Origin of the sequence: Novosphingobium endophyticum, assembly GCF_014640675.1 — a bacterium.
Lineage (GTDB): Bacteria > Pseudomonadota > Alphaproteobacteria > Sphingomonadales > Sphingomonadaceae > Novosphingobium > Novosphingobium endophyticum.
The window spans coordinates 1-22,448 of sequence record NZ_BMHK01000008.1 but is presented as its reverse complement, the minus strand read 5'-3'; the positions used below and the strand labels follow the sequence as shown (position 1 = coordinate 22,448).

Below are 22,448 nucleotides of genomic sequence, written 5' to 3'. Positions count from 1 at the left end.
CCAGCCCGAAAGAGCAGATCAGCCCAGAGCCGCCTGCGCCGCCGCCAGTCGCGCGATCGGCACCCGGTATGGCGAGGCGCTGACATAGTCGAGACCGGTCTTTTCGCAGAACGCGATCGAGGCCGGATCGCCGCCATGCTCGCCGCAGATGCCAAGCTTGAGGTCCGGCTGTGCGGCCCGACCGCGCTCGGCGCCCATGGTCACGAGCTGGCCCACACCCTCGATATCGAGGCTGACGAACGGATCGCGCGGGTAGATGCCCTTCTCGACATAGGGGCTGAGGAAGCGCGCGGCATCGTCGCGACTGACACCAAGTGTCGTCTGGGTGAGGTCGTTGGTGCCGAATGAGAAGAACCTGGCCTCCTCGGCGATCTCGGCGGCCATGAGCGCGGCGCGCGGCAACTCGATCATGGTGCCCACCATGTATTCGAGCGTGCGGCCCTTTTCTTCGAAAACCCTGGCGGCAGTCTCGTCGACGAGCTTCCTGAGGATCTGCAACTCACGCTTGGTCGCCACCAGCGGGATCATCACTTCCGGCACCGGTGCATCTCCCGAGGCCTCCGCCACGTCGCAGGCCGCTTCAAAAATGGCGCGGGCCTGCATTTCGTAGATCTCGGGATAGGTGATGCCGAGGCGGCAACCCCGGTGGCCGAGCATCGGGTTCATTTCGTGCAGCTCGTCCGCGCGGCGCTTGAGCGTGTCCGCCCCGATGCCGATCGCCTCGGAAAGCTCGGCGAACTCGGCATCGCCGTGCGGCAGGAACTCGTGCAGCGGCGGGTCGAGCAGGCGGATGGTGACCGGCAGGCCGGCCATGACCTCGAAGATCGCGTGAAAGTCAGCGCGCTGTTCGGGCAGCAGCTTTTCCAGCGCCGCGCGGCGGCCGGCTTCCTCTTCAGCGAGGATCATCTGGCGCACGGCCGAGATGCGGCCTGCCTCGAAGAACATGTGCTCCGTGCGGCACAGGCCGATGCCTTCGGCACCGAACTGGCGCGCCATGCGGCAGTCCGCCGGTGTCTCGGCATTGGTGCGCACTTTCATCCGCCGGTGCTTGTCCGCCCACACCATCAGGGTGGCGAAATCGCCGGCGAGTTCGGGCTCGATCGTCGGCACTTCACCGGCCATGATGTCGCCGCTGGCGCCGTCGAGCGTGATGACGTCGCCTTCCTTCAGCTCGCGCCTGCCCATGCGCAGTGTGCGCGTCTTGATGTCGATCGACAGGCCCGACGCGCCCGAGACGCAAGGACGCCCCATGCCGCGCGCCACGACCGCCGCGTGGCTGGTCATGCCGCCGCGCGCGGTAAGGATGCCCTTCGCCGCATGCATCCCGTGGATGTCCTCGGGCGAGGTCTCGACGCGCACGAGGATCACCGCCTCGCCCAGCGCGGCGTGTTTCTCGGCGGTATCTGCGTCGAGCACGATCGCGCCCGATGCCGCGCCCGGCGACGCGGGCAGGCCGCGCCCGAGAATGTCGCGCGGCGCCTTGGGATCAAGCATCGGGTGAAGGAGCTGGTCGAGCGCCATGGGGTCCACGCGCCGGATCGCGGTCTTTTCGTCGATCAGGCCCTCGCCCACCATGTCCACCGCCATCTTGAGCGCGGCCTTGGCGGTACGCTTGCCCGAGCGGGTCTGCAGCATCCACAGCTTGCCGCGCTCTACCGTGAACTCGATGTCCTGCATGTCGCGGTAGTGCTTTTCGAGCAGGTCGAAGACCGCCGCGAGTTCGGCATAGGCCGCCGGCATGGCCTCTTCCATCGACAGCGGCTTGGCGCCGGCGCGCTCGCGGGCGGCCCTCGTCAGGTACTGCGGGGTGCGGATGCCGGCGACGACGTCCTCGCCCTGCGCATTGACCAGCCATTCGCCGTAATAGGCCTTCTCGCCGGTCGCCGGGTCGCGGGTGAAGGCGACGCCCGTAGCCGACGTGTCGCCCATGTTGCCGAAGACCATGGCCTGGACGTTGACCGCCGTGCCCCAGTCCCCCGGAATGTCATTGAGGCGGCGATAGACCTTGGCGCGGTCCGAATCCCAGCTGTCGAACACGGCGCGGATCGCGCCCCAGAGCTGTTCGTTCACGTCCTGCGGGAACGCATGGCCCAGTTCGCCTTCGACGATGCCCTTGTACTGCGCGACGATCTTGCGCCAGTCATCGGCGGTCAGCTCCACGTCGTTCATGTAGCCGTTGTCTTCCTTGACGATCTCCAGCACCTCCTCGAACAGGTGGTGCTCGACGCCGAGGACGACGTCGGAATACATCTGGATGAAGCGGCGGTAGGAGTCCCAGGCAAAGCGCTCATCGCCGGAGGTCTTCGCCAGCCCCTCGACCGTCTCGTCGTTGAGGCCGAGGTTGAGCACGGTGTCCATCATGCCCGGCATCGAGACGCGCGCGCCCGAGCGGACCGAGACCAGCAGCGGGTCCGCCGCCGAGCCGAAGCTTTTGCCGACGGTCTTCTCGATGTGCGTCAGCGCCTCGGCGACTTCGGCGCGCACGGCGTCGGTGAAATGGCCGCGTTCGGCGAGGTACTTCACGCACTGTTCGGTCGTGATGGTAAAGCCGGGAGGCACGGGCAGGCCGATTTCCGCCATTTCGGCAAGGTTCGCGCCCTTGCCGCCGGTGATGACCTTGTCGCGGGCGCGCGGATCGTCATGCTTGACGCCGCCGCCGAAGGTGTAGACCTGCCTGTTCATCTATCCCTTGACTTCCCTGTCTAAGTTTACACGGTTTACACAGTTTGCACGGTTCAAACGGGGAAAAGTCCCCTGTCACCTTGGGCCGGCGTTCGCGCCGCCGGACTCGTCACCCTGAACTTGTTTCAGGGTCCATCTCTCGACACAGACTGACGGCCCGAACGGCACAATGGATCCTGAAACAAGTTCAGGATGACGACCTCGTGATGACGTGAGGTTTGGCGTCACCGCCCTACCCCTCGATCCGCGAGAAATCGGCCACGTTGTGCACCGCAGCACGAAAGCGATCAAGCAGCGCGAGACGCGCGGTTCTCTTGGCGGGATCGGAATCGTTCACCGTCACCTCGTCGAAGAATGCGTCGATGGGTTTTCGCAGGGAGGCCATCGCGGCCATGGCACCCGCGAAATCCTCCGCCTCGACCGCCGCCGCCGCCTGCGGCTCGGCGCTGTCGAGCGCGTCGATCAGGGCCTTTTCCGCTTTTTCGGGGACGTAGGAAAGCCCCTTGTGCGCGGCATGTTCCGCGATCTCGGCGGCATAGACGGCCTTCATGTCGGGATCGTCGACGTTCTCCAGCGGGTCTTCGTCGGCGGTGTGCTCGATCTCGTCGATCCCGTCATTCGCGGACCAGTTCTCCTTCTTGAGGATATTGGCCGCGCGCTTGTACCCGGCGAGCAGGTTGGTGCCGTCCCCGGTCTCGACGAAGGCTTGCAGCGCCCGGACGCGGGCGAGCAGGCGGACCAGATCGTCCTCTCCGCCGAGCGCGAAGACCGCGTCAATCAGGTCGTGGCGAACGCCGGCCTCGCGTTGCTGGACTTTGAGGCGGTCGGCGAAGAACTCCGGCAGAAGAATTCGCTCTATTACCTCCCCTTCACTCAGAGTGGCTTCCTCGCTGGCCGAAAGCTCAGACCGGTCGACCAGCAAACGCGAACGGGAGACAGCTGCCACAGCCACATCGATCGCTTCGTTGAGCGACAACCGTAGCGAACTAACAGTCAACAGGCGGATCACGGAAAGTGCCGCGCGGCGCAATGCAAATGGATCTTTCGATCCCGTCGGATACTCGGCAATTGCAAAGAATCCAACCAGCGTATCGAGCTTATCCGCCAGCGACACCGCCACCGTCACCGGCGCGGTCGGCACTTCGTCGCCCTGTCCGACCGGCTTGTAGTGGTCGCGGATGGCGTCGGCCACGGCGTCCGGCAGACCCTCGGCGCGGGCGTAGTAGCCGCCCATCAGGCCTTGCAGTTCGGGGAACTCTCCGACCATCTCGGTGACGAGGTCGGCCTTGCACAGGCGGGCGGCGAGTTCGGCCTGATCGGCGAGTTCGGCCGTCATCCCGGCGAAAGCCGGGACCGCTGGAGAGGCAGCGCCGAGGTCGCCAGCGGTCCCGGCTTTCGCCGGGATGACGATCCCTTCTTCCACCAGCCACCTTGCCAGCTTCGCCACGCGCTCGACCTTGTCGGCCACGGTGCCCAGCTTCTCGTGGAAAGTGATCCGCTCCAGCTTTTTCGCGTGTTCGGACAGCGGCGTCCTGCGGTCCTGCTCCCAGAAGAACCGCGCGTCCGAGAGGCGCGCGGCGAGAACCTTGCGGTTGCCCGCGACAATCGCCTCGCCGCCGTCGCTGGCGGCGATGTTGGCCGTGCAGACGAAGGCGTTGGCCAGGTCCCCCTCCCGCTTGCGGGAGGGGTTAGGGGAGGGCATGTCACCACCCTCACCCACAAGCCCTCCCCCGACCTCACCCGCAAGCAGGAGGGGAGATGTGCACACGAAATACTTCTGGTTCACCCGCGCGGTGAGCTGGATAACCTCGGGCGGCACCTCCAGGAATTCCTCGTCGAAGCGGCCGAGCAGCGGCACCGGCCATTCGGTGAGGCCAGCGTTCTCGGTCACCAGCCCCTCGTCCTCCACCAGCGTCAGGCCGGCGGAGGAGGCTACTTCGCGGGCCTGCGTGCGGATCAGGTCCTGCCGCTCCGCGTGATCGACGATGACGTGGCAGGCGCGCAGCTTGTCGGCATAGTCGTGCGCGCCGCCGATGGTGATCTCGTCGGGATGGTGGAACCGGTGGCCCATGGTCGCATAGCTGGAACTGATGCCGCCGACTTCGCATTCGACGAGATCTTCACCAAGGATCGCGACGATACCCGAAAGCGGGCGCACCCAGCGCAGCGATTCCGTACTGATCGAGGCCGCGCCCCAGCGCTGCGACTTGGGCCATGGGAACGCGCGGATGATAGCTGGGATTGCCTCGGCCAGTACGTCCTTCACCGCCCTGCCCGGCTTCTCGACGACGGCGAAGTACGTGTCCTTGCCCTTGAGGTCACGGACTTCTAGCTGGTCCTTGCTCAGCCCGGTCTTGCGCAGAAAGCCTTCGAGCGCCTGTTCGGGCGCGCTGGTGGCCGGCCCCTTGGTCTCCTCGCGCACGGCTTCGGTGGCGAGCGGCAGGTCGCGGACGATCAGCGCGAGACGGCGCGGAGTCGACCACACGGTAACCTCACCCACGCCGACGCCAGCGGCTTCCATTTCCTTGCGGAACAGCTTTTCCAGATCAGCACGCGCGCCCGCCTGCATGCGGGCGGGAATTTCCTGGCAGCGGAGTTCGAGAAGGAAGTCAGTCATGCCGTCCACCCCGGAAACTTTGCTTCCCATTCAGCCCTGTTCTTCTCGATCCACGCCTCGCACGACCCCTTGGCGAGATCGCGCACGCGGCCGATGTAGCTGGCGCGTTCCTGCACCGAGATCACGCCCCGCGCCTGCAACAGGTTGAACAGGTGGCTGGCCTCGATCGCCTGATCGTAGGCGGCAAGGGGGATTTCAGCCTCGATACAGCGCCGGCACTCGGCCTCGGCGTGCTGGAAGCCCTTGAAGAGCTGCTCGGTGTCGGCAATCTCGAAATTGTACTTGGACTGCTGCTGTTCGTTGGCGAGGAAAACGTCGCCATAACTGACGCCCTCGTTGTTGAAGCGCAGGTCATAGACCCGGTCGACGCCCTGGATGTACATGGCGAGGCGTTCGAGACCGTAAGTCAGCTCGCCCGAGACGGGCTTGCAGTCGAACCCGCCGACCTGCTGGAAATAGGTGAACTGCGTCACTTCCATACCGTCGCACCAGACTTCCCAGCCCAGCCCCCAGGCGCCCAGCGTCGGGCTTTCCCAGTCGTCCTCGACAAAGCGGATGTCGTGCCTGAGCGGATCGACGCCGATCGCGGCAAGGCTTTCGAGATAGAGTTCCTGAAGGTTCTCCGGGTTCGGCTTCAGGATCACCTGATACTGATAGTAGTGCTGCAGCCGGTTGGGATTCTCGCCATAGCGGCCATCGGTCGGGCGGCGAGATGGCTGGACGTAGGCGGCTTTCCACGGCTCCGGCCCCAGCGCGCGCAGCGTGGTGGCGGGGTGAAAGGTGCCCGCGCCCACCCGCATATCGTAGGGCTGGAGGATCAGGCAGCCCCGCGCGCTCCAGAAATTGTGGAGCGTCAGGATCATGTCCTGGAAGCTGAGCGGCTGGTTGTCGGCCTTTGGCGCGGCGGTCGGCATCGCAATTCCGTCAAGTTCGTGGCTGCGGCGCCTTTGGCGGATCGGGGATGCCAAATCAACAGCGCAGAACATCCGAAAAGAAAAGGTGGCTTGCGTTAATCGGACGTTTGGCCATTGTCGGCCACCTTATGATCGTGATCAGAAACACTTTGACTGGAGCGCGCACGCGGTTCGCTGTCGCCTGCGCGCTGGCGCTGTTCAGCGTCTCGCCCCTGCCGGCGCAGGAGGCCGCTACTCCGCCCGCGATGGAAGCCGCCGCTACGGCCACCCTCCCGACAGCGGAAGCGGCGGTACCGGCTACCCCCGCGCTCTGGAGGATCGCGGACGAGGACACGACGATCTACCTCTTCGGCACGATCCACATCCTTCCCGAGGCCACCGACTGGTACAAGGGGCCGGTCGCCAAGGCGCTCGATTCGTCGCAATTGCTGGTGACCGAAGCGATCATCGATTCGCCGGCGGAGCTGCAGAAGATCTTTCTTGCCAAGGCCGTTCGCACCGACGGTTCGAGCCTGCGGGAGAGCCTGCCGCCGGAGGAGCGCGCGACGCTCGAAAAGGCCATGGCGCAGCTTGGCATGCCCGCCGGCACGCTCGATCCGTTCAAGCCGTGGTATGCCGCGCTTCTGCTTTCAACGCTGCCCATGCAACAGAACGGTTACAAGGCCGAGAACGGCGTCGAGGCCCAGATCGAAGCACTGGCGAAAAAGCTCGGCCTCGCGCGTGAGGCGCTGGAAACGGCCGAATATCAGATCGGCCTGTTCGACTCGCTGCCGGCGGACGCGCAGAAGCAATATCTGAACGACGTGCTCGACCAGCTGCCGACGATGCGTGACGATCTTGGGAAGCTGGTTGCCGCATGGAAAGCGGGCAGGCCCGAGGAACTCGCCGAACTTCTCAATGCCGACGAGACCGACGAGCGCGTGCGCCAGACGCTCCTTGCCGACCGCAACGCTGCCTGGGCCAAGTGGCTCAACGCACGTCTGGACGAGCCGGGGACGGTCTTCGTTGCCGTCGGCGCCGGTCACCTCGCCGGGAAAGACAGCGTGCAGGATCAACTCGCCGCCCAGGGCGTGACCACCACCCGCGTGCAGTAATCCCCCTTGCGCTGGCTCCTGGCCCTCCTCGCGCCCTTCGCGCTGCTGGCGTGCTCGTCCGAACCCCGGCCGGCTGATCCTGCACTCTGGCGAGTCGACGGTCCGGGGGGCAAGCGGGCCTGGCTCTTCGGGACGATCCACGCCGCCAAACAGCCGCTCGCATGGCAAACGCCGACGGTAAGGCAGGCCCTGGAACAGTCCGATACGATCATGGTGGAAGTCGCCAATCTCGCCGAGGAGGCGGAAGTCTCCGCGACTTTCGCAAGGCTGGCGAAGAGCGAGGGACAGCCGCCCCTGTCTCGGCGCGTCGACTCGGATGAGCGTCAAGCGCTCGCCATGCTGCTCGGGAAATCCGGCTATCGGGACAGCGACTTCGCCGCCATGGACACCTGGGCCGCCGCGCTGATTCTGGCACGGGCCGGGGCGAGCGAGGAGGATGCGCGCAACGGCGTCGACCGCGCGGTCATTGCCGAGGCGGGCGAGCGACCGGTGGTCGAACTGGAGGGCGCCGCGCGGCAGCTCGGCCTCTTCGATGCCCTGCCCGAGGCAGAACAGCGCGACCTCCTGGGCGCCGTGGTGCTGGAAGCATCGCGTTCCGATGCCGACCTGGCGGAAAGCTGGCGCACCGGAGACATGGAGGCGATCGAGAAGGAAACCCGGCGCGGCCTGCTCGCGGATCCGGAACTGCGCGAGATTCTCTTCACGGGGCGCAACCGTGCCTGGACCGGAAAGGTCACGGCGGCGATGAAATCCGGGCAGACACCCTTCGTGGCCGTGGGGGCGGCGCATATGGCGGGGCCGCAGGGTCTTCCGGCAATGCTGGCGGCGCGGGGCTATACCGTCACGCGGGCGGAATAGCCGCCGCGACGGTTGCCGCACCTTGCATTCGGGGGTGTTTGCGGATAAGGGCGCGCCCTTCCCGTCATGGTCATCCCTGGAGGCGTGGCGGGGCGGTGCGGATCGGTGGTCGATCCGTCAGCCGCATTCAATCCAGTTTTCGAAAGGCAAGTCCCATGAGCGATACGCTTACCCTGCCGGCCGAGACGCGCGAACGGGCAGGCAAGGGAGCCTCCCGTGCCCTGCGTCGCAGTGGCCGCGTCCCCGCCGTTGTCTATGGCGGCAAGGCAGAACCCCTCGCCATCCACATCGAGGAAAAGGAGCTGATCCGTCAGCTCGGCACCGGTCACTTCTTCAACTCGATCGTCGAGGTCGAAGTGGGCGGCAAGAAGTTCCGGACGCTGCCCAAGGACGTTGCCTTCCACCCCGTCAACGACCGTCCGCTCCACGCTGACTTCCTGCGCCTTGCCAAGGGCGCCACGGTCAACGTGAACGTGCCGGTTGCTTTCATCAACGAAGAGATGGCTCCGGGCCTCAAGCGCGGCGGCGTGCTCAACATCGTACGCCACGAGCTCGAACTGGTCTGCGACGCCGACAAGATCCCTGAAGAGATCGCGATCGACGTCACGGGGTTCGATGTGGGCGAATCGATCCACATCAGCCACGTCACGCTGCCCGCAGGTTCGGAAAGCGCGATCACCGACCGTGACTTCACCATCGCCACGATCGTTGCTCCCTCCGCGATGAAGAGCGAAGAAGGCGACACGACCAAGGCAGAGGCCGAAGGCGAAGCCGAAGCCGAAAGCGAATAATTCGCGGAACCCGGGGCCCCTTCCGCGCCGCGATCACGCGATGCGCGGGAGGGGCCTTTTTCGTTTGCGGGCGGGGAGGTAGCCAATGCAGCTCTGGGTTGGTCTCGGTAACCCCGGGCCGCAGTACGCGATGCACCGGCACAACGTCGGCTTCATGGCGATCGACACGATCGGCGAAGTCCACGGCTTCAGCCCGGTCCAGAAGAAGTTCCAGGGCTGGATGCAGGAAGGCCGCATCGGCAGCGAGAAGATTCTGCTGCTCAAGCCTGCCACTTTCATGAATGAAAGCGGCCGCTCCGTGAGCGAGGCGATGCGCTTCTACAAGCTCGATCCTTCCGATCTCACCGTGTTTCATGACGAGCTCGATCTCGCTCCGTTCAAGGTCAAGGTGAAGCGGGGCGGTGGCCTCGCGGGCCACAACGGCCTGCGTTCGATCGGGCAGCACCTCGGGCCGGATTTCCGCCGCGTGCGGATCGGCATCGGGCACCCCGGTCACAAGGACCGGGTCACGGGCCATGTACTCGGCAACTATTCCAAGGCCGAAATGGACCCGTTGATCGTGATGCTCGGCGCCGTGGCCGCGGAATCCGACCGCCTCGCCGCCGGCGACGACGCCCGTTTCATGAGCGACGTCGCGCTGCGGCAGCAGGACTGATCCCGCTTCGGGCGCGGTTCGGCCGCGATCGGCAAATAGCTGTGTTAGCTGAAAAATCTGCCTTGTTAGTGTCGAGTTAGCTTACAACTGCGGCGCGCCCCGAAAGCCATTAACTATCGAAGATCCCGGATTTCCGCATTTGGCACGCCGCTTGCTGAATGGTGGGCAACCACGACGGAAACAGAGGGAATAATTCAATATGATCCGCAAGACCCTGCTTGCCGCCGCCATCATGGCCGGTTCGACCCTGGCCATCAGCGCGCCCGCCCATGCGTGGGGCTGGGACGGCTGGAAGCACAGCCACTATTGCGGCTGCGGTCACGAGACCTGCGGCTCCACTTCGGGCGGTTCGACCAGCACCTCGGGCGGTTCCACCACTTCGGGTGGTTCCGAGGTACCCGAGCCCGGCATGGTCGGCATTCTCGGTCTGGGCCTGATCGGCATGGCCTACGCCCGCCGTCGCCGCGTCCGCCGCTGATTGTATGCCAACCGGAAGGACATTTATGTCGAGCCTGAAGAATACATTTGCTGGACTGGCCGCTGTCGCCGGCCTTTCATTCGCTGCTCCGGCCTGGGCCGACGCCATCACGCTCGACTCGAGCAACATCGGCCAGTCGTTCTCGGTCAGTTTCGACGGTTTTGCGGATGGAACCTCGATCAACGGGCTTTCCGCCGATGCGACCTTCACCCTGTCGTCGATCACATCGACCGGCTACGTGTTCGATTACAGCCTGACCAACACCACCAGCGGCGGCCTGGACTCGCGCGTGTCGAGCTTCGCTTTCGACGTTGACCCGACGATCGCCGGCGCGAGCAGCACGGGCGCGTTCTCCTACGCGGTGCTTGACAGTAACTACCCGAACGGCATCGGGACGGTCGACGTCTGCTTCAAGGGCGGTTCCAGCAACTCGTGCGCGGGCAACACCGGCGGTGTCCAAACAAGCGATACCGGCACGGGAACGCTGACACTCTCCTTCGATGCCGCGCCCGATGCGATCACGCTGTCGGACTTCTTCAACCGCTATCAGTCGATCACCGGCGCCGGCAAAGTTACATCGGCCAGCGGATCGGGCACGATCTCAAGTTCCAGCTCATCGGGCGGAACGCCGGTTCCCGAACCCGGCACGCTCGGCATTCTCGGTCTTGGTCTTGCCGGCCTCGCCATGGCGCGCTTGCGCCGCCGCGCTGCTCTCGGCGCGGCCTGATCTGATCAACGCCCTGGATTAGCTCCCTCAGGGCGTCCCGAAGAGGCCCCTCCCGCGCATAGCAGGGGGGGCCTTTTCTCGTTCAGCCTTTTTCCGCTTCGGCAAGATGCCGCGCAATCGTGGCGTTGCCCGGTGCCTTGCGAGCCGCCTCCCGAAGCAGGGCCAGTGCACGCTGCCGGTCCTTGCCCGACCGGTGGAGCAGCCAGCCCATGGTATCCATCACCGAAGGATTATTAGGCGCTAGCTCGAACGCCCGTTCCGCATGATCCATCGCCTTGCTCGCCTGACCGGTCTGGCTGTACGCGAAGGCAAGGTTATTGAGCACCAGCACGTTCCTGCCGTCCGTTTGCGCCAGGATCGTCTCATATTCCCTGATGGCGGTTTGCCAGTCCTTGCGGCGGATCGCCTTGTCCGCGCTCGCAAGCCGGGAGACGAGCCGGGCACCGACCGCCTCGCGCGCTTTCTGCGTCGTGGCGGCCGCCTGCGGGTTGCCGACTTCCTTGTAGGCTTCGGCGAGAAGCCCCAGTTGCTCACTCGTTGCATCTCGAAGCTGCCCGAAGGGCTGCAGGGTTTCCACCGCGCCCGCGGAATCTCCCAGCTTCAGCTTGGTCTCGCCCAGCAGCAGGCGAACCTGGCGGTTGTCCGGCTCGCGCAGAAGCTGCGAGGAGAGCCGCATGCGCGCCTGCTCCCCCTGCCCCAGCTCAAGCAGCGCCCTGGCATAGAGCGCATTGGCCTGCGGTTGCTGTTCCAGCGCACCCTCGCGGGCCTGCAGCTTTTCGCGAACCTTCTGCCAATTGCCGTCAAGAGCGTCGACGCGGGCATCGAGAAGGATGATCTCGGGGTCGTCCGGACTCGCCGAAAGGCTCTTCGCGACGAGCGGCCGCAATTCGTCGATCTTGCCGAGCGCGCCCAGAACATTGAGCTTGCCCAGCAGCGCCGCGCGGCTTTCCGGATAGGCCTTCAGGGCCGCGCCGAACACCGCGAGCGCCTTGTCGAGTTCGTTGTTCGACGCCAGCAGATCACCGCTGACCAGATAGGAATTGAGCGGGCGCGGCTGTTCCCGGGCGGCCAGTTCCGCCAGGCGGCGCGCCTCGGCGGGGTTGCCGGCCTCAAGCTGGAAATTGGCGTAGTCCGCCAGCAACCGGCCCCGGCTGCCCTTGGCCTTTTCGCCCGCGGCGAACATCCGCGCCGCCTTGTCGTGTTCACCCTTGCCGATGTGGGCGAGCGCCCTCACCCGGTATCCCTCCGCTGACGCATCGTTCGCCACCGCCGTGAGGGCATCGTCGTAGCGGCCGAGCATGAGATCGACGTTGCCCCGCAGGATCGGCGCATCCTTTGGCAGCGCGCCCAGGCGTGAGAGCCTTTCGAGCATGCCGTCGGCGGATACCGGATCGGACAGCGCGATGTAGGTCCGCGCCAGCAGTTCCAACGCCTGCGTGTTCTCCGGCGTTTCCTGCACGATGCTGCCGAGATCGACGCGGGCCGCTGAATAATCGTGCGCCGCATAGGCCTTTTCGGCACGGTCAAGACGTTCTTCTGGGCTAGCCCCGCATCCGGCGAGGAGAAGCGCTACGGCGAGCGGGAGAGCGAGGCGAATTGCTGGTTTCATGGCCCCGGTTCCTATGCCGGCCGGGTGAAGATTAGGTGAAACTGGTCAAGACCGATCGCTGCGGCTATGGGCGAGCAAATTTGCATTTTCGCGGAGTTATACATGGGTTTCCGTTGCGGGATCGTGGGCTTGCCCAATGTCGGCAAGTCCACCTTGTTCAATGCGCTCACCGAGACGCAGGCGGCGCAGGCGGCAAATTATCCGTTCTGCACGATCGAGCCCAATGTCGGTCAGGTCGGCGTGCCCGATCCGCGCCTCGACAAGCTGGCCGCGATCGCCGGCTCGGCCAAGATCATCCCGACCCAGCTTTCCTTCGTCGATATCGCCGGTCTCGTTCGCGGTGCGTCCAAGGGCGAAGGGCTCGGCAACCAGTTCCTCGGCAACATCCGCGAAGTCGACGCGATCGTCCATGTCCTGCGCTGCTTCGAGAACGACGACATCCAGCACGTCGAGAACAAGGTCGATCCTATCGCCGATGCCGAGACGGTGGAGACGGAACTGCTGCTCGCGGACCTTGAAAGCCTCGAAAAGCGCGTCCCCGCCGCGCAGAAGAAGGCGACCGGTGGCGACAAGGAGGCGAAGATCGCCGCGTCCGTTCTTGGCCAGGCGCTGGAACTACTGCGCGAAGGCAAGCCCGCGCGACTGACCGAGCCCAGGGACGACGAGGAAGCCCGCATCTTCGCTCAGGCCCAGCTCCTCACCGCCAAGCCGGTACTCTACGTCTGCAACGTCGAGGAGGAATCGGCAGCCGAGGGCAATGAGTTCTCCAAACGTGTCTTCGAGAAGGCCGCTGCCGAGAACGCCACCGCCGTTATCGTCTCTGCCGCCATCGAGGCGGAACTCGTCGGGATGGACAGCGAGGATCGCATGGTCTTCCTCGAGGAAATGGGCTTGCATGAGACCGGCCTCGCCCGCATCATTCGCGCAGGTTACGAATTGCTCGACCTGCTCACCTTCTTCACCGTCGGCCCCAAGGAAGCGCGCGCCTGGACGGTGCACAAGGGCGCCAAGGCTCCCGAAGCGGCGGGAGAGATTCACTCCGACATGCAGCGCGGCTTCATCCGCGCCGAGACCATCGCCTATGATGACTTCGTCACGCTGGGGGGAGAATCGGGCGCGAAGGAAGCCGGCAAGCTGCGGCAGGAAGGCAAGGAATACGTCGTCCACGACGGCGACGTGATGCACTTCAAGTTCAACGTGTAGGCCCCGACGGGATACGGTGATGGAATTTTTCGAGGACATCGTCGCCGGTCAGAAGTCGCGCTTTGGCAGCCGCCGGGTCACGCGCGAGGAAGTGATCGAGTTCGCCTCGCGCTACGACCCGCAGCCGTTCCACATCGACGACGAGGCCGCCGCCGCCACCCATTTCAAGCGACTCTGCGCCAGCGGCTGGCATACCTGCGCCCTGACCATGGCCATGTTCGTCGAGGAAATGAAGGCACGCGGCCATCAGGGGCTTGGCTCGCCGGGAGTGGACGAACTGCGCTGGCTGAAGCCGGTCTATCCCGGAGACGTGTTGAGCTGCGAACTGGAAGTGCTGGATACCCGCCGCAGCCGGTCGCGGCCGGAAAGGGGGATCGTCCGCCACCGGCTGACGACCTACAACCAGAACGGCGAGGCCGTGATGCACTTCACGGCGAACGGAATGGTCGCGGTGCGCGGCGATTGAGCCGCCGGGCCGGCCTTACCTTACCGGCGGCCAAACAGTTTCTCGATGTCCTCGTGCGCCAGCTTGACCCAGGTCGGGCGCCCGTGGTTGCACTGGCCCGAACGGGGGGTGCGCTCCATTTCCCGCAGCAGGGCATTCATCTCGGCGACTGACAGCGAGCGCCCTGCCCGCACCGAACCGTGGCAGGCCATCGTCGCCAGGACGAGATCCAGCTTCTCGCCGAGCAGCAGGGCATCGCCGTTCTTCGCAAGATCGTCGGCAAGATCGCGAACGAGGCCCGAAACGTCCGCCTTGCCGAGAACCGACGGCACCGCGCGCACGAGCATGGCGCCCGGCCCGAAGCGCTCGATCACCAGGCCGAACCCGGCCATCTCCTCCGCCTTCTCCTCCAGCGCGTCGCACGCGGCTTCCTCCAGTTCGACCACCTCGGGCAGGAGCAGCGCCTGACTGCGCGCCATGGCGTCCTCCGCGCCCGCCGTCTTGAGGCGTTCCAGGACAAGGCGTTCGTGGGCGGCATGCTGGTCCACGATGACCAGACCGTCCTCGGCTTCGGCGACGATATACGTGCCCGCGACCTGTCCTCTTGCGACACCCAGCGGATAGCGTAGCGCCGCCTCCGGTTCATCGCTCGCCTCCTCGGCGCGGGCGGCGGGCGGAGCCATGACTTCGGCTTCGTACGCACGCCATGCGGCGCCGGCTTCGGAAACGCGCGAAACCGGCGCGGAATACTCGCGCGCGAACAGCGAACCCAGCGAGGATGCCGAGGCGGAAGGCGCGACAGGCTCGACCTGCCAGTTGTTCATGGCCGATATCGAAGGCGGCTGCGCGCTCTTCTGCCCAGCCCCTTCCAGCGCATGGCGCAGGGCCCCCACGAGGAAACCGCGCACGAAGGCGGGGTCGCGAAAGCGGACCTCGGTCTTGGCCGGATGCACGTTGACATCGACTTCCTCGGGCGGGATTTCGAGGAACAGCGCCAGCACGGCATGCCGGTCGCGTGCGAGCATGTCCGAATAGGCACCGCGCACGGCGCCCACCAGCAGGCGATCCTTGACCGGACGGCCATTGACGAAAAGATACTGGTGATCGGCGACGCCGCGATTGAAGGTCGGCAGCCCGGCGACGCCGGTCAGCCTTGCCGTGCCGCGTTCAGCCTCGATCAACACGCCGTCCTCGGCCAGCTCACGCGCGACGAGCCGTGCCACGCGCGCCGCCAGTTCCTCGCGCGGCTGCACGGCCAGCACGCGCCGCCCGTCGTGTTCCATCACGAACCCGACGTCAGGCCGCGCCATGGCGAGCCTGCGCACCACGTCCTGGCACGCGGCATATTCGGATCGTGGGGAGCGCAGGAACTTGCGGCGCGCGGGAACCTTGCCGAAGAGGTTTTCAACTCTGATGCGCGTGCCCGGCGGCAGCGCGGCGGGGCCATCATCGACGAGTTGCCCATGATCGACGATTCGCTTCCAGCCCTCGCCGCTGGCGGACGGGCGACTCTCGATGGTCAACCGGGCGACCGAGCCGATCGAAGGCAGTGCCTCGCCCCGGAAGCCCAGGGTCGAGACCTGTTCGATCTGCTCGTCCGGCAGTTTCGACGTCGCATGGCGTTCCAGCGCCAGTGCGATTTCGTCGGGACTCATGCCGCAGCCGTCGTCGGTGACCTCGATCAGGTCGAGCCCGCCCGATGCGATGCGAACGGTTACCTGTCCGGCCCCCGCATCGATCGCGTTTTCAACGAGTTCCTTGAGCGCGGACGCCGGGCGTTCGACCACTTCGCCCGCGGCAATTCGGTTGACGAGATGTTCCGGAAGGCGGCGAATTGTCGGCATCGACACAGCCTAGCGGTGAAACGCGGGCAATTCGAGATGGACGCCCAAAATATCCCACCGCAAATCTGCACAAAATTTTGGCATTTCCCGAATCGATGGGTTAAGGGAGCGCCTCTCACCCCTGAAAGCCTGTCAACCGATCCCAGCTCTGTTCGGCAACTGACTTGAAAAACAACGGATATCCAATGGCCTCGCCCTTCTCGCGATTCTTCAAATTCGGCTCCCAGAACATGGCGATAGACCTCGGGACGGCCAATACGCTCGTCTACGTGCAGGACCGCGGAATCGTGCTGAACGAACCTTCGGTCGTCGCGATCGAGACGCTGAACGGCGTGAAGAAGGTCAAGGCCGTGGGCGACGACGCGAAGATGATGATGGGCAAGACGCCCGACAACATCGAGGCCATCCGTCCGCTGCGCGACGGCGTCATCGCCGACATCGAGATCGCCGAAGAGATGATCAAGCACTTCATCCGAAAGGTGCACGGCAAGAAGAACCTGTTCCGCTATCCCGAGATCGTGATCTGCGTGCCTTCGGGCTCGACATCGGTGGAACGCCGCGCGATCCGCGACGCCGCCTCGAACGCCGGCGCCAGTCAGGTCCACCTGATCCTCGAGCCGATGGCCGCGGCGATCGGCGCCGACATGCCGGTTACCGAACCGGTCGGCTCGATGGTCGTGGACATCGGTGGCGGCACCACGGAGGTCGCGGTGCTCTCGCTGCGCGGCCTGGCTTATACCACCTCGGTCCGCGTGGGCGGCGACAAGATGGACGAATCGATCGTCTCCTACGTGCGCCGCCACCATAACCTGCTGATCGGCGATGCCACGGCAGAGCGCATCAAGAAGGATTACGGTATCGCCGTCATACCGGCAGACGGTGTCGGCGAGACGATCCACATCAAGGGGCGCGACCTCGTCAACGGCGTGCCCAAGGAAATCACCATCAGCCAGGCCAACGTGGCCGAAGCGTTGGCCGAACCCATCGGCGCCATCATCGAGGGCGTGCGCATCGCGCTGGAGAACACCGCGCCCGAACTGGCCGCCGACATTGTCGACCAGGGCATCGTCCTCACCGGCGGCGGCGCGTTGATCCAGGGCCTCGACGACTACCTGCGTGAGGAGACCGGCCTGCCCGTCAGCGTTGCCGAGGATCCGCTGTCCTGCGTCGCGCTCGGCACCGGCCGCGCCATGGAGGATCCGATCTATCGCGGCGTGCTGATGTCCGCCTGATCTGTCGAACGGGGGCGGCACCGGCGAGGTCGTGCGCCGCTCAAGCGAAGGAGTGCAAGGCGCATGGCGCCGCCCGCAAACCGGCGCTCCGGATTTTCCCGCAGAGCGCAATATTCGACATTCCTCAGCTATACCGCCGGCGTGCTGGGCGTCGTGGTCGGACTGGGGCTGGTCGTTGTCTCGATCGTCAATCCGGGCGCGTTTTCGTCGCTGCGCGGCGCCGCCACGGACATCACCGAACCCGCGGCGAAGGCGACCGCTGGCGGAAGGGTGGCCGGCTCGGGCGTCCTGAGCAGCATCGCCGGCTTCTTCACGATGGGCAGCGAGCAGGCCCGGATCAGGCGCGAGCTTGCCGAAGCCAAGGTACGGCTCGTCGAAGCGCAGGCGATTGAGGCCGAAAACCGCCGACTCAAGAACCTGCTCGACCTCACCCGGGAAGATGACGGCGCCGTGGCCGCGGCGCGTTTGACGAGTTCGACGGGCGGGAGCACCCGCCGCTTCGCCACGATCGACTCGGGCCGCGACAAGGGACTGACCCAGGGCATGCCGATCCGCTCGACGCTGGGCCTCGTCGGACGCGTGCTGGAAGTCGGCGGCTCGACCTCGCGCGTGCTCCTAATCACCGACACCGAAAGCATCGTGCCCGTACGCCGCTCGACCGACGGTGTACCCGCCTTCGCGCAGGGCAATGGCGACGGCACCCTGCGCGTCCGCCTCATCAACCTGGGGATCAATCCGCTCAAGAAGGGCGACGTCATGGTCACGTCGGGGTCGGGCGGGCTCTACCGACCGGGGACGCCGATGGCGATCCTGACCGAGATCCTGCGCGATGGCGCGGTCGCGCGGGTTCTGAGTGATCCTGCCGACACCGATTATGTGATGGTCGAGCAGGTCTGGGCACCGCCGCCTCCGCCCGCCCCCAACGAGAACACCGGCGAATGATGGGGCCTCGCCGCAGCGCGCTGCCCCGTTCGCGCATCAACCGCGTTCCTTCCCCGCTGGTGGCGCATTCGCTGCCCTGGCTGACGATCATGCTGGCTTCGGTGCTGCCGGGCTGGATCGTGATCGCTTCGGCTCCGGTATTGCCTCCGCTGGGCTTCCTGATGTTCGTTTCCTGGCGGCAATTGCGCCCCGGCCTGCTGCCGATCTGGGCCGGGTTGCCACTGGGTATCGTCGATGACCTCTACTCCGGCCAGCCTTTCGGTTCGGCCGTCCTGCTGTGGTCCCTTGCTGCCATCGTTCTCGAAGTGGTCGAGGCGCGGCTGCCATGGCGCAATTTTCTCACCGAGTGGCTGGTAGCGATCGGGCTTATCGTGGCATATATCGTGTTTAGCCTGGTCCTTGCGAATGTCGCGGGCGCCAGTTCTTCACTTCATGTCATCGTGCCGCAGATGGTGATCTCCATACTTTCCTTCCCGCTCGTCGGCCTCATCGTCGCCAAGGTAGACCGGATCCGGCTCACCCCGTTCGTGGTCCTGCGATGAAGTTTCGCTTTCAGCGCCATGTCACAATGGCGACGCTGCGCAACAGTTTCGACCGGCGCAGCGTCGTGCTGGGTGCTGTTCAGGGCGGCCTCGGCGTGCTGCTTGCCGGACGCCTGAGCTATCTCGCGATCGCGCAGAACAGGAAGTACCAACTCGAAGCCGAGAGCAATCGCGTCAACCTCTCGCTGATCCCGCCGCGCCGGGGCTGGATACTCGACCGCCACGGAACTCCGCTGGCATCGAACCGCGCGGACTTTCGCGTCGACGTGATCCCCGAGCGGATGCAGGACAGCGCGCGTACGGTCACCCGATTGGGCCAGCTCCTCAATTTCGGTCCGGTCGCCATGCAGGACTTGCAGGACAAGCTCGACAAGGCCCACGGTTTTGCTCCGGTCGAAGTCGCCTCGGGTCTCGATTGGGAGCGTTTCGCCGCAGTCAGCGTGCGTCTGCCCGATCTTCCCGGCGTGGTAACCCAGCGCGGCTATTCGCGCGACTACCCGACCGGGCCTTCAGTCGGGCACCTCATCGGCTATGTCGGCGCCGCATCGGCCGAGGAATACGAGAAAGACCGCGACCCCATCCTCATCACCCCCGGCTACAAGGTCGGCAAGGACGGGCTGGAAAAGATCTTCGAGCAGGAACTGCGCGGCAGGCCCGGCGCGCGCCGTGTGGAGGTGACCGCGGGCGGACGCATCGTGCGCGATCTCGAAACGCGCGAGGACGTGCCCGGCAAGACCATCAGGCTGACCATCGACAGCGGCCTGCAGGACTATGCCTCACGTCGCCTCGGCGCCGAATCCGGCGCCGTCGTCGTCATGGACTGCCAGAACGGCGACATCCTGGCCATGGCATCGATGCCCAGCTTCGATCCCAACAGCTTCTCAGACGGCATCGGCCGCGTCGAATGGAAGATGCTGTCGGACGACGATCATGTTCCCTTGCGGAACAAGGTGCTGCGCGGGCTCTACCCGCCCGGTTCTACGGTCAAGCCGATGGTCGCGCTCTCGTTTCTCAAGGCAGGCCTCGATCCCGAGGAATCGGTGTTCTGCGGCGGCGGCCTCAGGGTCGGCAACCGGGTGTTCCACTGCTGGAACCGTCGCGGGCATGGTCGGGTCAACATGGCCAAGGGCATCTACCAGAGCTGCGACGTCTACTTCTACCACTTCGCCCAGCGCATCGGCATGGACCCCATTGCGGCAATGGCGCGCAGGCTGGGTCTCGGTCAGGAATACGACCTGCCGGTTGTCGGCCAATCGTACGGAACCGTGCCGGACCCGATGTGGAAGCTGCGAAAATACGGCAGGGAGTGGCAAACCTTCGACACCGTCAATGCCACGATCGGTCAGGGCTATTTCCTGGTGAACCCGCTGCAGCAGGCGGTGATGTCCGCGCGTATCGCCAGCGGCAGGGAACTGATGCCGCGCATGCTCCTGACGGACAAGGCGCAGAACGCTCCTTCTCTGGGTATCACGCAGGAGCATCTGGATTATGTCCACCAGGCCATGTCGGACGTGGTGAACGGCCCCGGCACCGCCGGCCGCGCGGCCCTTCCGATCGAGGACGTCAAGCTCGCCGGCAAGACGGGGACCGCCCAGGTCGTGGGCCTGCACATCAGCAGCGGCAAGACCGGTCCCTGGAAATACCGCGATCACGGCCACTTCATCTGCTACGCACCGTTCGACAAGCCGCGCTACGCTTGCGCGGTCCTGGTGGAACACGGCGGCGGTTCGAGCTCGGCCTATCCAATCGCGCGCGACGTCATGACCTACCTGTGGGATCCCGAGCTGGCACTGGAAAAGCTGCACGAGCTCGAAAAGCAATGGGGCGGGACCGCACAGGAACGGCTCAACGCCCGTTATCAGGCCTATGTCTCGCAATACGGCGTAAGCGCTCCGAAGATTTCGACGGAGGATGAGACCCGCAAGGCGCGCGAAGCGGACGAGGAGAGGAGCGCGAACCAGCCCATCGTTAGCGAGGCGCAGTCGCCGCGGCCAGAGCCGGTGGGGACAGGCAGCGCCGAAGCCGGCGCGGGGCAGCAGGGCACCGAGCCGTCGCCCCGTGGTGGAGGAGAGCGGTGAGCCGCTCGATCGTTCCCGACGCGATCGCGCGTCAACCCTGGGAGATGCTCATCCCGCTTTTCGGGCTGGTCGCGCTGGGCGCCGCCGTGCTCTATTCCGCGGCGGGCGGCCATCTCCAGCCCTATGCGCTGAGCCATGTGATCCGTTTCGCGGTGTTCCTGGGCATGGCCATCGCGATCTCCCACTTCAGCCGCAACCTGTTCCGCGCCGCTGCCTACCCGGTCTACGGCGTGATCGTCGTTCTGCTGGTACTGGTCGAAATGATCGGAGCCATGGGCGGCGGCAGCCAGCGCTGGCTCAACCTCGGCTTCATGACGCTGCAACCGTCCGAACTGATGAAGCCCGGCATCGTGCTGGTGCTCGCCCGGTTCTATGAAGCGCTGCCCGCCTCGATGACCGAGAGCTGGCGCGGCCTCGTCCCGGCCGGCGTCCTGATCGGAATTCCGGCCTTTCTCGTCATGCTGCAACCTGATCTCGGCACGGCGCTCGCCATCTGCTTTGGCGGGGCGATCACCATGTTCCTTGCGGGACTGCCGCTGCGGTGGTTTCTGGGCGCGGGAACGGCCGCCCTGATCGCGGCGCCGATCGCCTTCTTCACGCTGCTTCACGACTATCAGCGCAACCGCGTCCTTACCTTCCTCAATCCCGAAGCCGATCCGCTCGGAACCGGCTATCACATAACCCAGTCGAAAATCGCGATCGGATCGGGCGGCGTCTTCGGCAAGGGCTTCGGCGAAGGCTCGCAAAGCCACCTGCAATACCTTCCCGAACCCCATACGGATTTCGTCTTCGCGACCATGGCCGAGGAATGGGGCATGGTTGGCGGCTTCTTCGTCCTGCTCGTCTTCGGGATAATCCTGCGCTGGGGCATGAGCGTGGCGCGCAAGGCGCCCGACCGCTTCTCGAACCTGCTTGCCACCGGCATGACGGCGACGATCTTCTTCTATGTCGCGATCAACCTGATGATGGTCATGGGGCTCGCGCCGGTCGTCGGAATTCCTCTCCCGTTCATGAGCCACGGCGGCACTTCGATGCTGACCAACATGATCTGCATCGGCACGATCATGGCGGTAAATTGCTGGAATCGCAGGCCGGGATCGCTGTCCTGAAATTGTTGCAACTTTCCCCTTCAAATCCGCGAAGCAGACGTTATACGGGCCGCTCCGCCGCCGAATCGGCAGGCCGCAAGGCCCTCAAGGCTTGGCAGGCGTGGACGCATAGCTCAGTTGGTAGAGCAGCTGACTCTTAATCAGCGGGTCCTAGGTTCGAGCCCTAGTGCGTCCACCAGCCACCCTCCCGCGGAACCCGTGGGGACGCATAGCTCAGTTGGTAGAGCAGCTGACTCTTAATCAGCGGGTCCTAGGTTCGAGCCCTAGTGCGTCCACCATCCTTAAATGATTTGGGCTCCCGACACACCGCACACCCTGGTCAAGGCTGGATGAAATCCCTGGCGGTCGCTGGACGCAAAACGTCAGTTCCCGGCAACCCACAATCATAGGAAAATCCCGTGTCGGCTTGCCGAAGCGCGCCTATTCTTGCGTTGAGCGCCTGGCCGATCGAAGAAAGCCGCTGCGTTCGAGGCGCGAGACGGAATCGCGCGCAACTGGCGCGAGAACACCGTTGAGCAGTCTTATACCAGAGCGCGGAGAGGCTGACTCACGTCGGGGATTCCCAAACTGCTGAGATTATGATTCGTTGGCACAGGCACACGGAGGCTTGTGATGGCGGCAGCGATTG

At 65.2% G+C, this 22,448-nt stretch carries 18 protein-coding genes and 2 tRNA genes; 15 read left to right on the top strand and 5 right to left on the bottom strand.

What is annotated here, in order from left to right:
- Positions 1 to 18: 18 nt before the first annotated feature.
- From ppdK to IEX32_RS07700, 3 genes are all read right to left on the bottom strand, one after another.
- Positions 19 to 2,682 (bottom strand): pyruvate, phosphate dikinase, encoded by a 2,664-nt coding sequence (ppdK, locus tag IEX32_RS07710; RefSeq protein ID WP_188770144.1) that lies wholly within the window; start codon positions 2,680 to 2,682, stop codon positions 19 to 21.
- Positions 2,683 to 2,914: 232 nt separating this feature from the next.
- Positions 2,915 to 5,299: a glycine--tRNA ligase subunit beta gene (gene glyS / locus IEX32_RS07705; protein WP_188770142.1), complete on the bottom strand. Its 2,385-nt coding sequence runs from the start codon at positions 5,297 to 5,299 to the stop codon at positions 2,915 to 2,917.
- Positions 5,296 to 6,213 carry a glycine--tRNA ligase subunit alpha gene (locus IEX32_RS07700; RefSeq protein WP_188770140.1) on the bottom strand — a complete coding sequence of 306 codons (918 nt, stop codon included), beginning with the start codon at positions 6,211 to 6,213 and terminating at the stop codon, positions 5,296 to 5,298. Before IEX32_RS07700 ends, glyS begins: the two co-directional genes overlap by 4 nt.
- A 149-nt stretch (positions 6,214 to 6,362) precedes the next feature.
- On the opposite strand from IEX32_RS07700, the gene IEX32_RS07695 reads away from it, so the two are divergent.
- From IEX32_RS07695 to IEX32_RS07670, 6 genes are all read left to right on the top strand, one after another.
- The gene (locus tag IEX32_RS07695; RefSeq protein WP_229736239.1) at positions 6,363 to 7,307 is read left to right on the top strand and encodes a TraB/GumN family protein; all 945 of its coding nucleotides are present in this window, start codon (positions 6,363 to 6,365) and stop codon (positions 7,305 to 7,307) included.
- A gap of 6 nt (positions 7,308 to 7,313) precedes the next feature.
- Positions 7,314 to 8,165, top strand: a complete 852-nt coding sequence (locus IEX32_RS07690) for a TraB/GumN family protein (RefSeq protein ID WP_188770136.1) — start codon at positions 7,314 to 7,316, stop codon at positions 8,163 to 8,165.
- 155 nt (positions 8,166 to 8,320) lie between these two features.
- Positions 8,321 to 8,956, top strand: a complete 636-nt coding sequence (locus IEX32_RS07685) for a 50S ribosomal protein L25/general stress protein Ctc (RefSeq protein ID WP_188770133.1) — start codon at positions 8,321 to 8,323, stop codon at positions 8,954 to 8,956.
- A gap of 85 nt (positions 8,957 to 9,041) precedes the next feature.
- Positions 9,042 to 9,611: an aminoacyl-tRNA hydrolase gene (gene pth / locus IEX32_RS07680; RefSeq protein WP_188770132.1), complete on the top strand. Its 570-nt coding sequence runs from the start codon at positions 9,042 to 9,044 to the stop codon at positions 9,609 to 9,611.
- Positions 9,612 to 9,810: 199 nt separating this feature from the next.
- Entirely contained in the window at positions 9,811 to 10,089 is a 279-nt protein-coding gene (locus IEX32_RS07675) for a PEP-CTERM sorting domain-containing protein (protein ID WP_188770130.1), read from the top strand.
- A 25-nt stretch (positions 10,090 to 10,114) separates the two neighbouring features.
- Positions 10,115 to 10,816, top strand: a complete 702-nt coding sequence (locus IEX32_RS07670; protein ID WP_229736238.1) for a cistern family PEP-CTERM protein — start codon at positions 10,115 to 10,117, stop codon at positions 10,814 to 10,816.
- An 82-nt stretch (positions 10,817 to 10,898) separates the two neighbouring features.
- On the opposite strand, the gene IEX32_RS07665 is transcribed toward IEX32_RS07670, so the two are convergent.
- On the bottom strand, positions 10,899 to 12,425 hold the full coding sequence (locus IEX32_RS07665) for a tetratricopeptide repeat protein (protein ID WP_188770128.1): 1,527 nt from the start codon (positions 12,423 to 12,425) through the stop codon (positions 10,899 to 10,901).
- Between the two features lie 102 nt (positions 12,426 to 12,527).
- On the opposite strand from IEX32_RS07665, the gene ychF reads away from it, so the two are divergent.
- Together ychF and IEX32_RS07655 are read left to right on the top strand one after the other, a co-directional pair.
- The gene (gene ychF / locus IEX32_RS07660) at positions 12,528 to 13,628 is read left to right on the top strand and encodes a redox-regulated ATPase YchF (RefSeq protein ID WP_188770126.1); all 1,101 of its coding nucleotides are present in this window, start codon (positions 12,528 to 12,530) and stop codon (positions 13,626 to 13,628) included.
- A 19-nt stretch (positions 13,629 to 13,647) separates the two neighbouring features.
- A complete protein-coding gene (locus IEX32_RS07655; protein ID WP_188770124.1) occupies positions 13,648 to 14,094 on the top strand; it encodes a MaoC family dehydratase in 447 nt (148 codons plus the stop codon).
- A 20-nt stretch (positions 14,095 to 14,114) separates the two neighbouring features.
- Here the strand turns inward: IEX32_RS07655 and mutL are convergent, their stop codons facing one another.
- Positions 14,115 to 15,917, bottom strand: a complete 1,803-nt coding sequence (gene mutL, locus IEX32_RS07650) for a DNA mismatch repair endonuclease MutL (RefSeq protein ID WP_188770122.1) — start codon at positions 15,915 to 15,917, stop codon at positions 14,115 to 14,117.
- 185 nt (positions 15,918 to 16,102) lie between these two features.
- Here mutL and IEX32_RS07645 point away from each other — a divergent pair, with 185 nt between their 5' ends.
- The 7 genes from IEX32_RS07645 (at position 16,103) to IEX32_RS07615 (ending at position 22,098) form a co-directional block, all read left to right on the top strand.
- Entirely contained in the window at positions 16,103 to 17,149 is a 1,047-nt protein-coding gene (locus IEX32_RS07645) for a rod shape-determining protein (protein ID WP_188770120.1), read from the top strand.
- A 63-nt stretch (positions 17,150 to 17,212) separates the two neighbouring features.
- Positions 17,213 to 18,091: a rod shape-determining protein MreC gene (locus IEX32_RS07640; RefSeq protein ID WP_188770118.1), complete on the top strand. Its 879-nt coding sequence runs from the start codon at positions 17,213 to 17,215 to the stop codon at positions 18,089 to 18,091.
- Positions 18,088 to 18,633 (top strand): rod shape-determining protein MreD, encoded by a 546-nt coding sequence (gene mreD, locus IEX32_RS07635; RefSeq protein ID WP_308421031.1) that lies wholly within the window; start codon positions 18,088 to 18,090, stop codon positions 18,631 to 18,633. The genes IEX32_RS07640 and mreD overlap by 4 nt, the downstream gene beginning before the upstream one ends.
- A complete protein-coding gene (gene mrdA, locus IEX32_RS07630; RefSeq protein WP_188770116.1) occupies positions 18,630 to 20,711 on the top strand; it encodes a penicillin-binding protein 2 in 2,082 nt (693 codons plus the stop codon). Before mreD ends, mrdA begins: the two co-directional genes overlap by 4 nt.
- Positions 20,708 to 21,820, top strand: a complete 1,113-nt coding sequence (gene rodA / locus IEX32_RS07625; RefSeq protein WP_188770114.1) for a rod shape-determining protein RodA — start codon at positions 20,708 to 20,710, stop codon at positions 21,818 to 21,820. Before mrdA ends, rodA begins: the two co-directional genes overlap by 4 nt.
- 102 nt (positions 21,821 to 21,922) lie before the next feature.
- Positions 21,923 to 21,998, top strand: a tRNA-Lys gene (locus IEX32_RS07620).
- A gap of 24 nt (positions 21,999 to 22,022) precedes the next feature.
- Positions 22,023 to 22,098, top strand: a tRNA-Lys gene (locus IEX32_RS07615).
- Positions 22,099 to 22,448: the final 350 nt, after the last annotated feature.

What these genes read in the sequence shown, in the direction of transcription:
- IEX32_RS07675 (WP_188770130.1), top strand. Translation starts at nt 9,811, where the DNA reads ATGATCCGCAAGACCCTGCTTGCCGCCGCCATCATGGCCGGTTCGACC.
- mutL (WP_188770122.1), bottom strand. Translation starts at nt 15,917, where the DNA reads ATGCCGACAATTCGCCGCCTTCCGGAACATCTCGTCAACCGAATTGCC.
- pth (WP_188770132.1), top strand. Translation starts at nt 9,042, where the DNA reads ATGCAGCTCTGGGTTGGTCTCGGTAACCCCGGGCCGCAGTACGCGATG.
- glyS (WP_188770142.1), bottom strand. Translation starts at nt 5,299, where the DNA reads ATGACTGACTTCCTTCTCGAACTCCGCTGCCAGGAAATTCCCGCCCGC.
- IEX32_RS07665 (WP_188770128.1), bottom strand. Translation starts at nt 12,425, where the DNA reads ATGAAACCAGCAATTCGCCTCGCTCTCCCGCTCGCCGTAGCGCTTCTC.
- mreD (WP_308421031.1), top strand. Translation starts at nt 18,088, where the DNA reads ATGATGGGGCCTCGCCGCAGCGCGCTGCCCCGTTCGCGCATCAACCGC.
- ychF (WP_188770126.1), top strand. Translation starts at nt 12,528, where the DNA reads ATGGGTTTCCGTTGCGGGATCGTGGGCTTGCCCAATGTCGGCAAGTCC.
- mrdA (WP_188770116.1), top strand. Translation starts at nt 18,630, where the DNA reads ATGAAGTTTCGCTTTCAGCGCCATGTCACAATGGCGACGCTGCGCAAC.
- IEX32_RS07685 (WP_188770133.1), top strand. Translation starts at nt 8,321, where the DNA reads ATGAGCGATACGCTTACCCTGCCGGCCGAGACGCGCGAACGGGCAGGC.
- IEX32_RS07640 (WP_188770118.1), top strand. Translation starts at nt 17,213, where the DNA reads ATGGCGCCGCCCGCAAACCGGCGCTCCGGATTTTCCCGCAGAGCGCAA.
- IEX32_RS07655 (WP_188770124.1), top strand. Translation starts at nt 13,648, where the DNA reads ATGGAATTTTTCGAGGACATCGTCGCCGGTCAGAAGTCGCGCTTTGGC.
- IEX32_RS07645 (WP_188770120.1), top strand. Translation starts at nt 16,103, where the DNA reads ATGGCCTCGCCCTTCTCGCGATTCTTCAAATTCGGCTCCCAGAACATG.
- ppdK (WP_188770144.1), bottom strand. Translation starts at nt 2,682, where the DNA reads ATGAACAGGCAGGTCTACACCTTCGGCGGCGGCGTCAAGCATGACGAT.
- IEX32_RS07700 (WP_188770140.1), bottom strand. Translation starts at nt 6,213, where the DNA reads ATGCCGACCGCCGCGCCAAAGGCCGACAACCAGCCGCTCAGCTTCCAG.
- IEX32_RS07670 (WP_229736238.1), top strand. Translation starts at nt 10,115, where the DNA reads ATGTCGAGCCTGAAGAATACATTTGCTGGACTGGCCGCTGTCGCCGGC.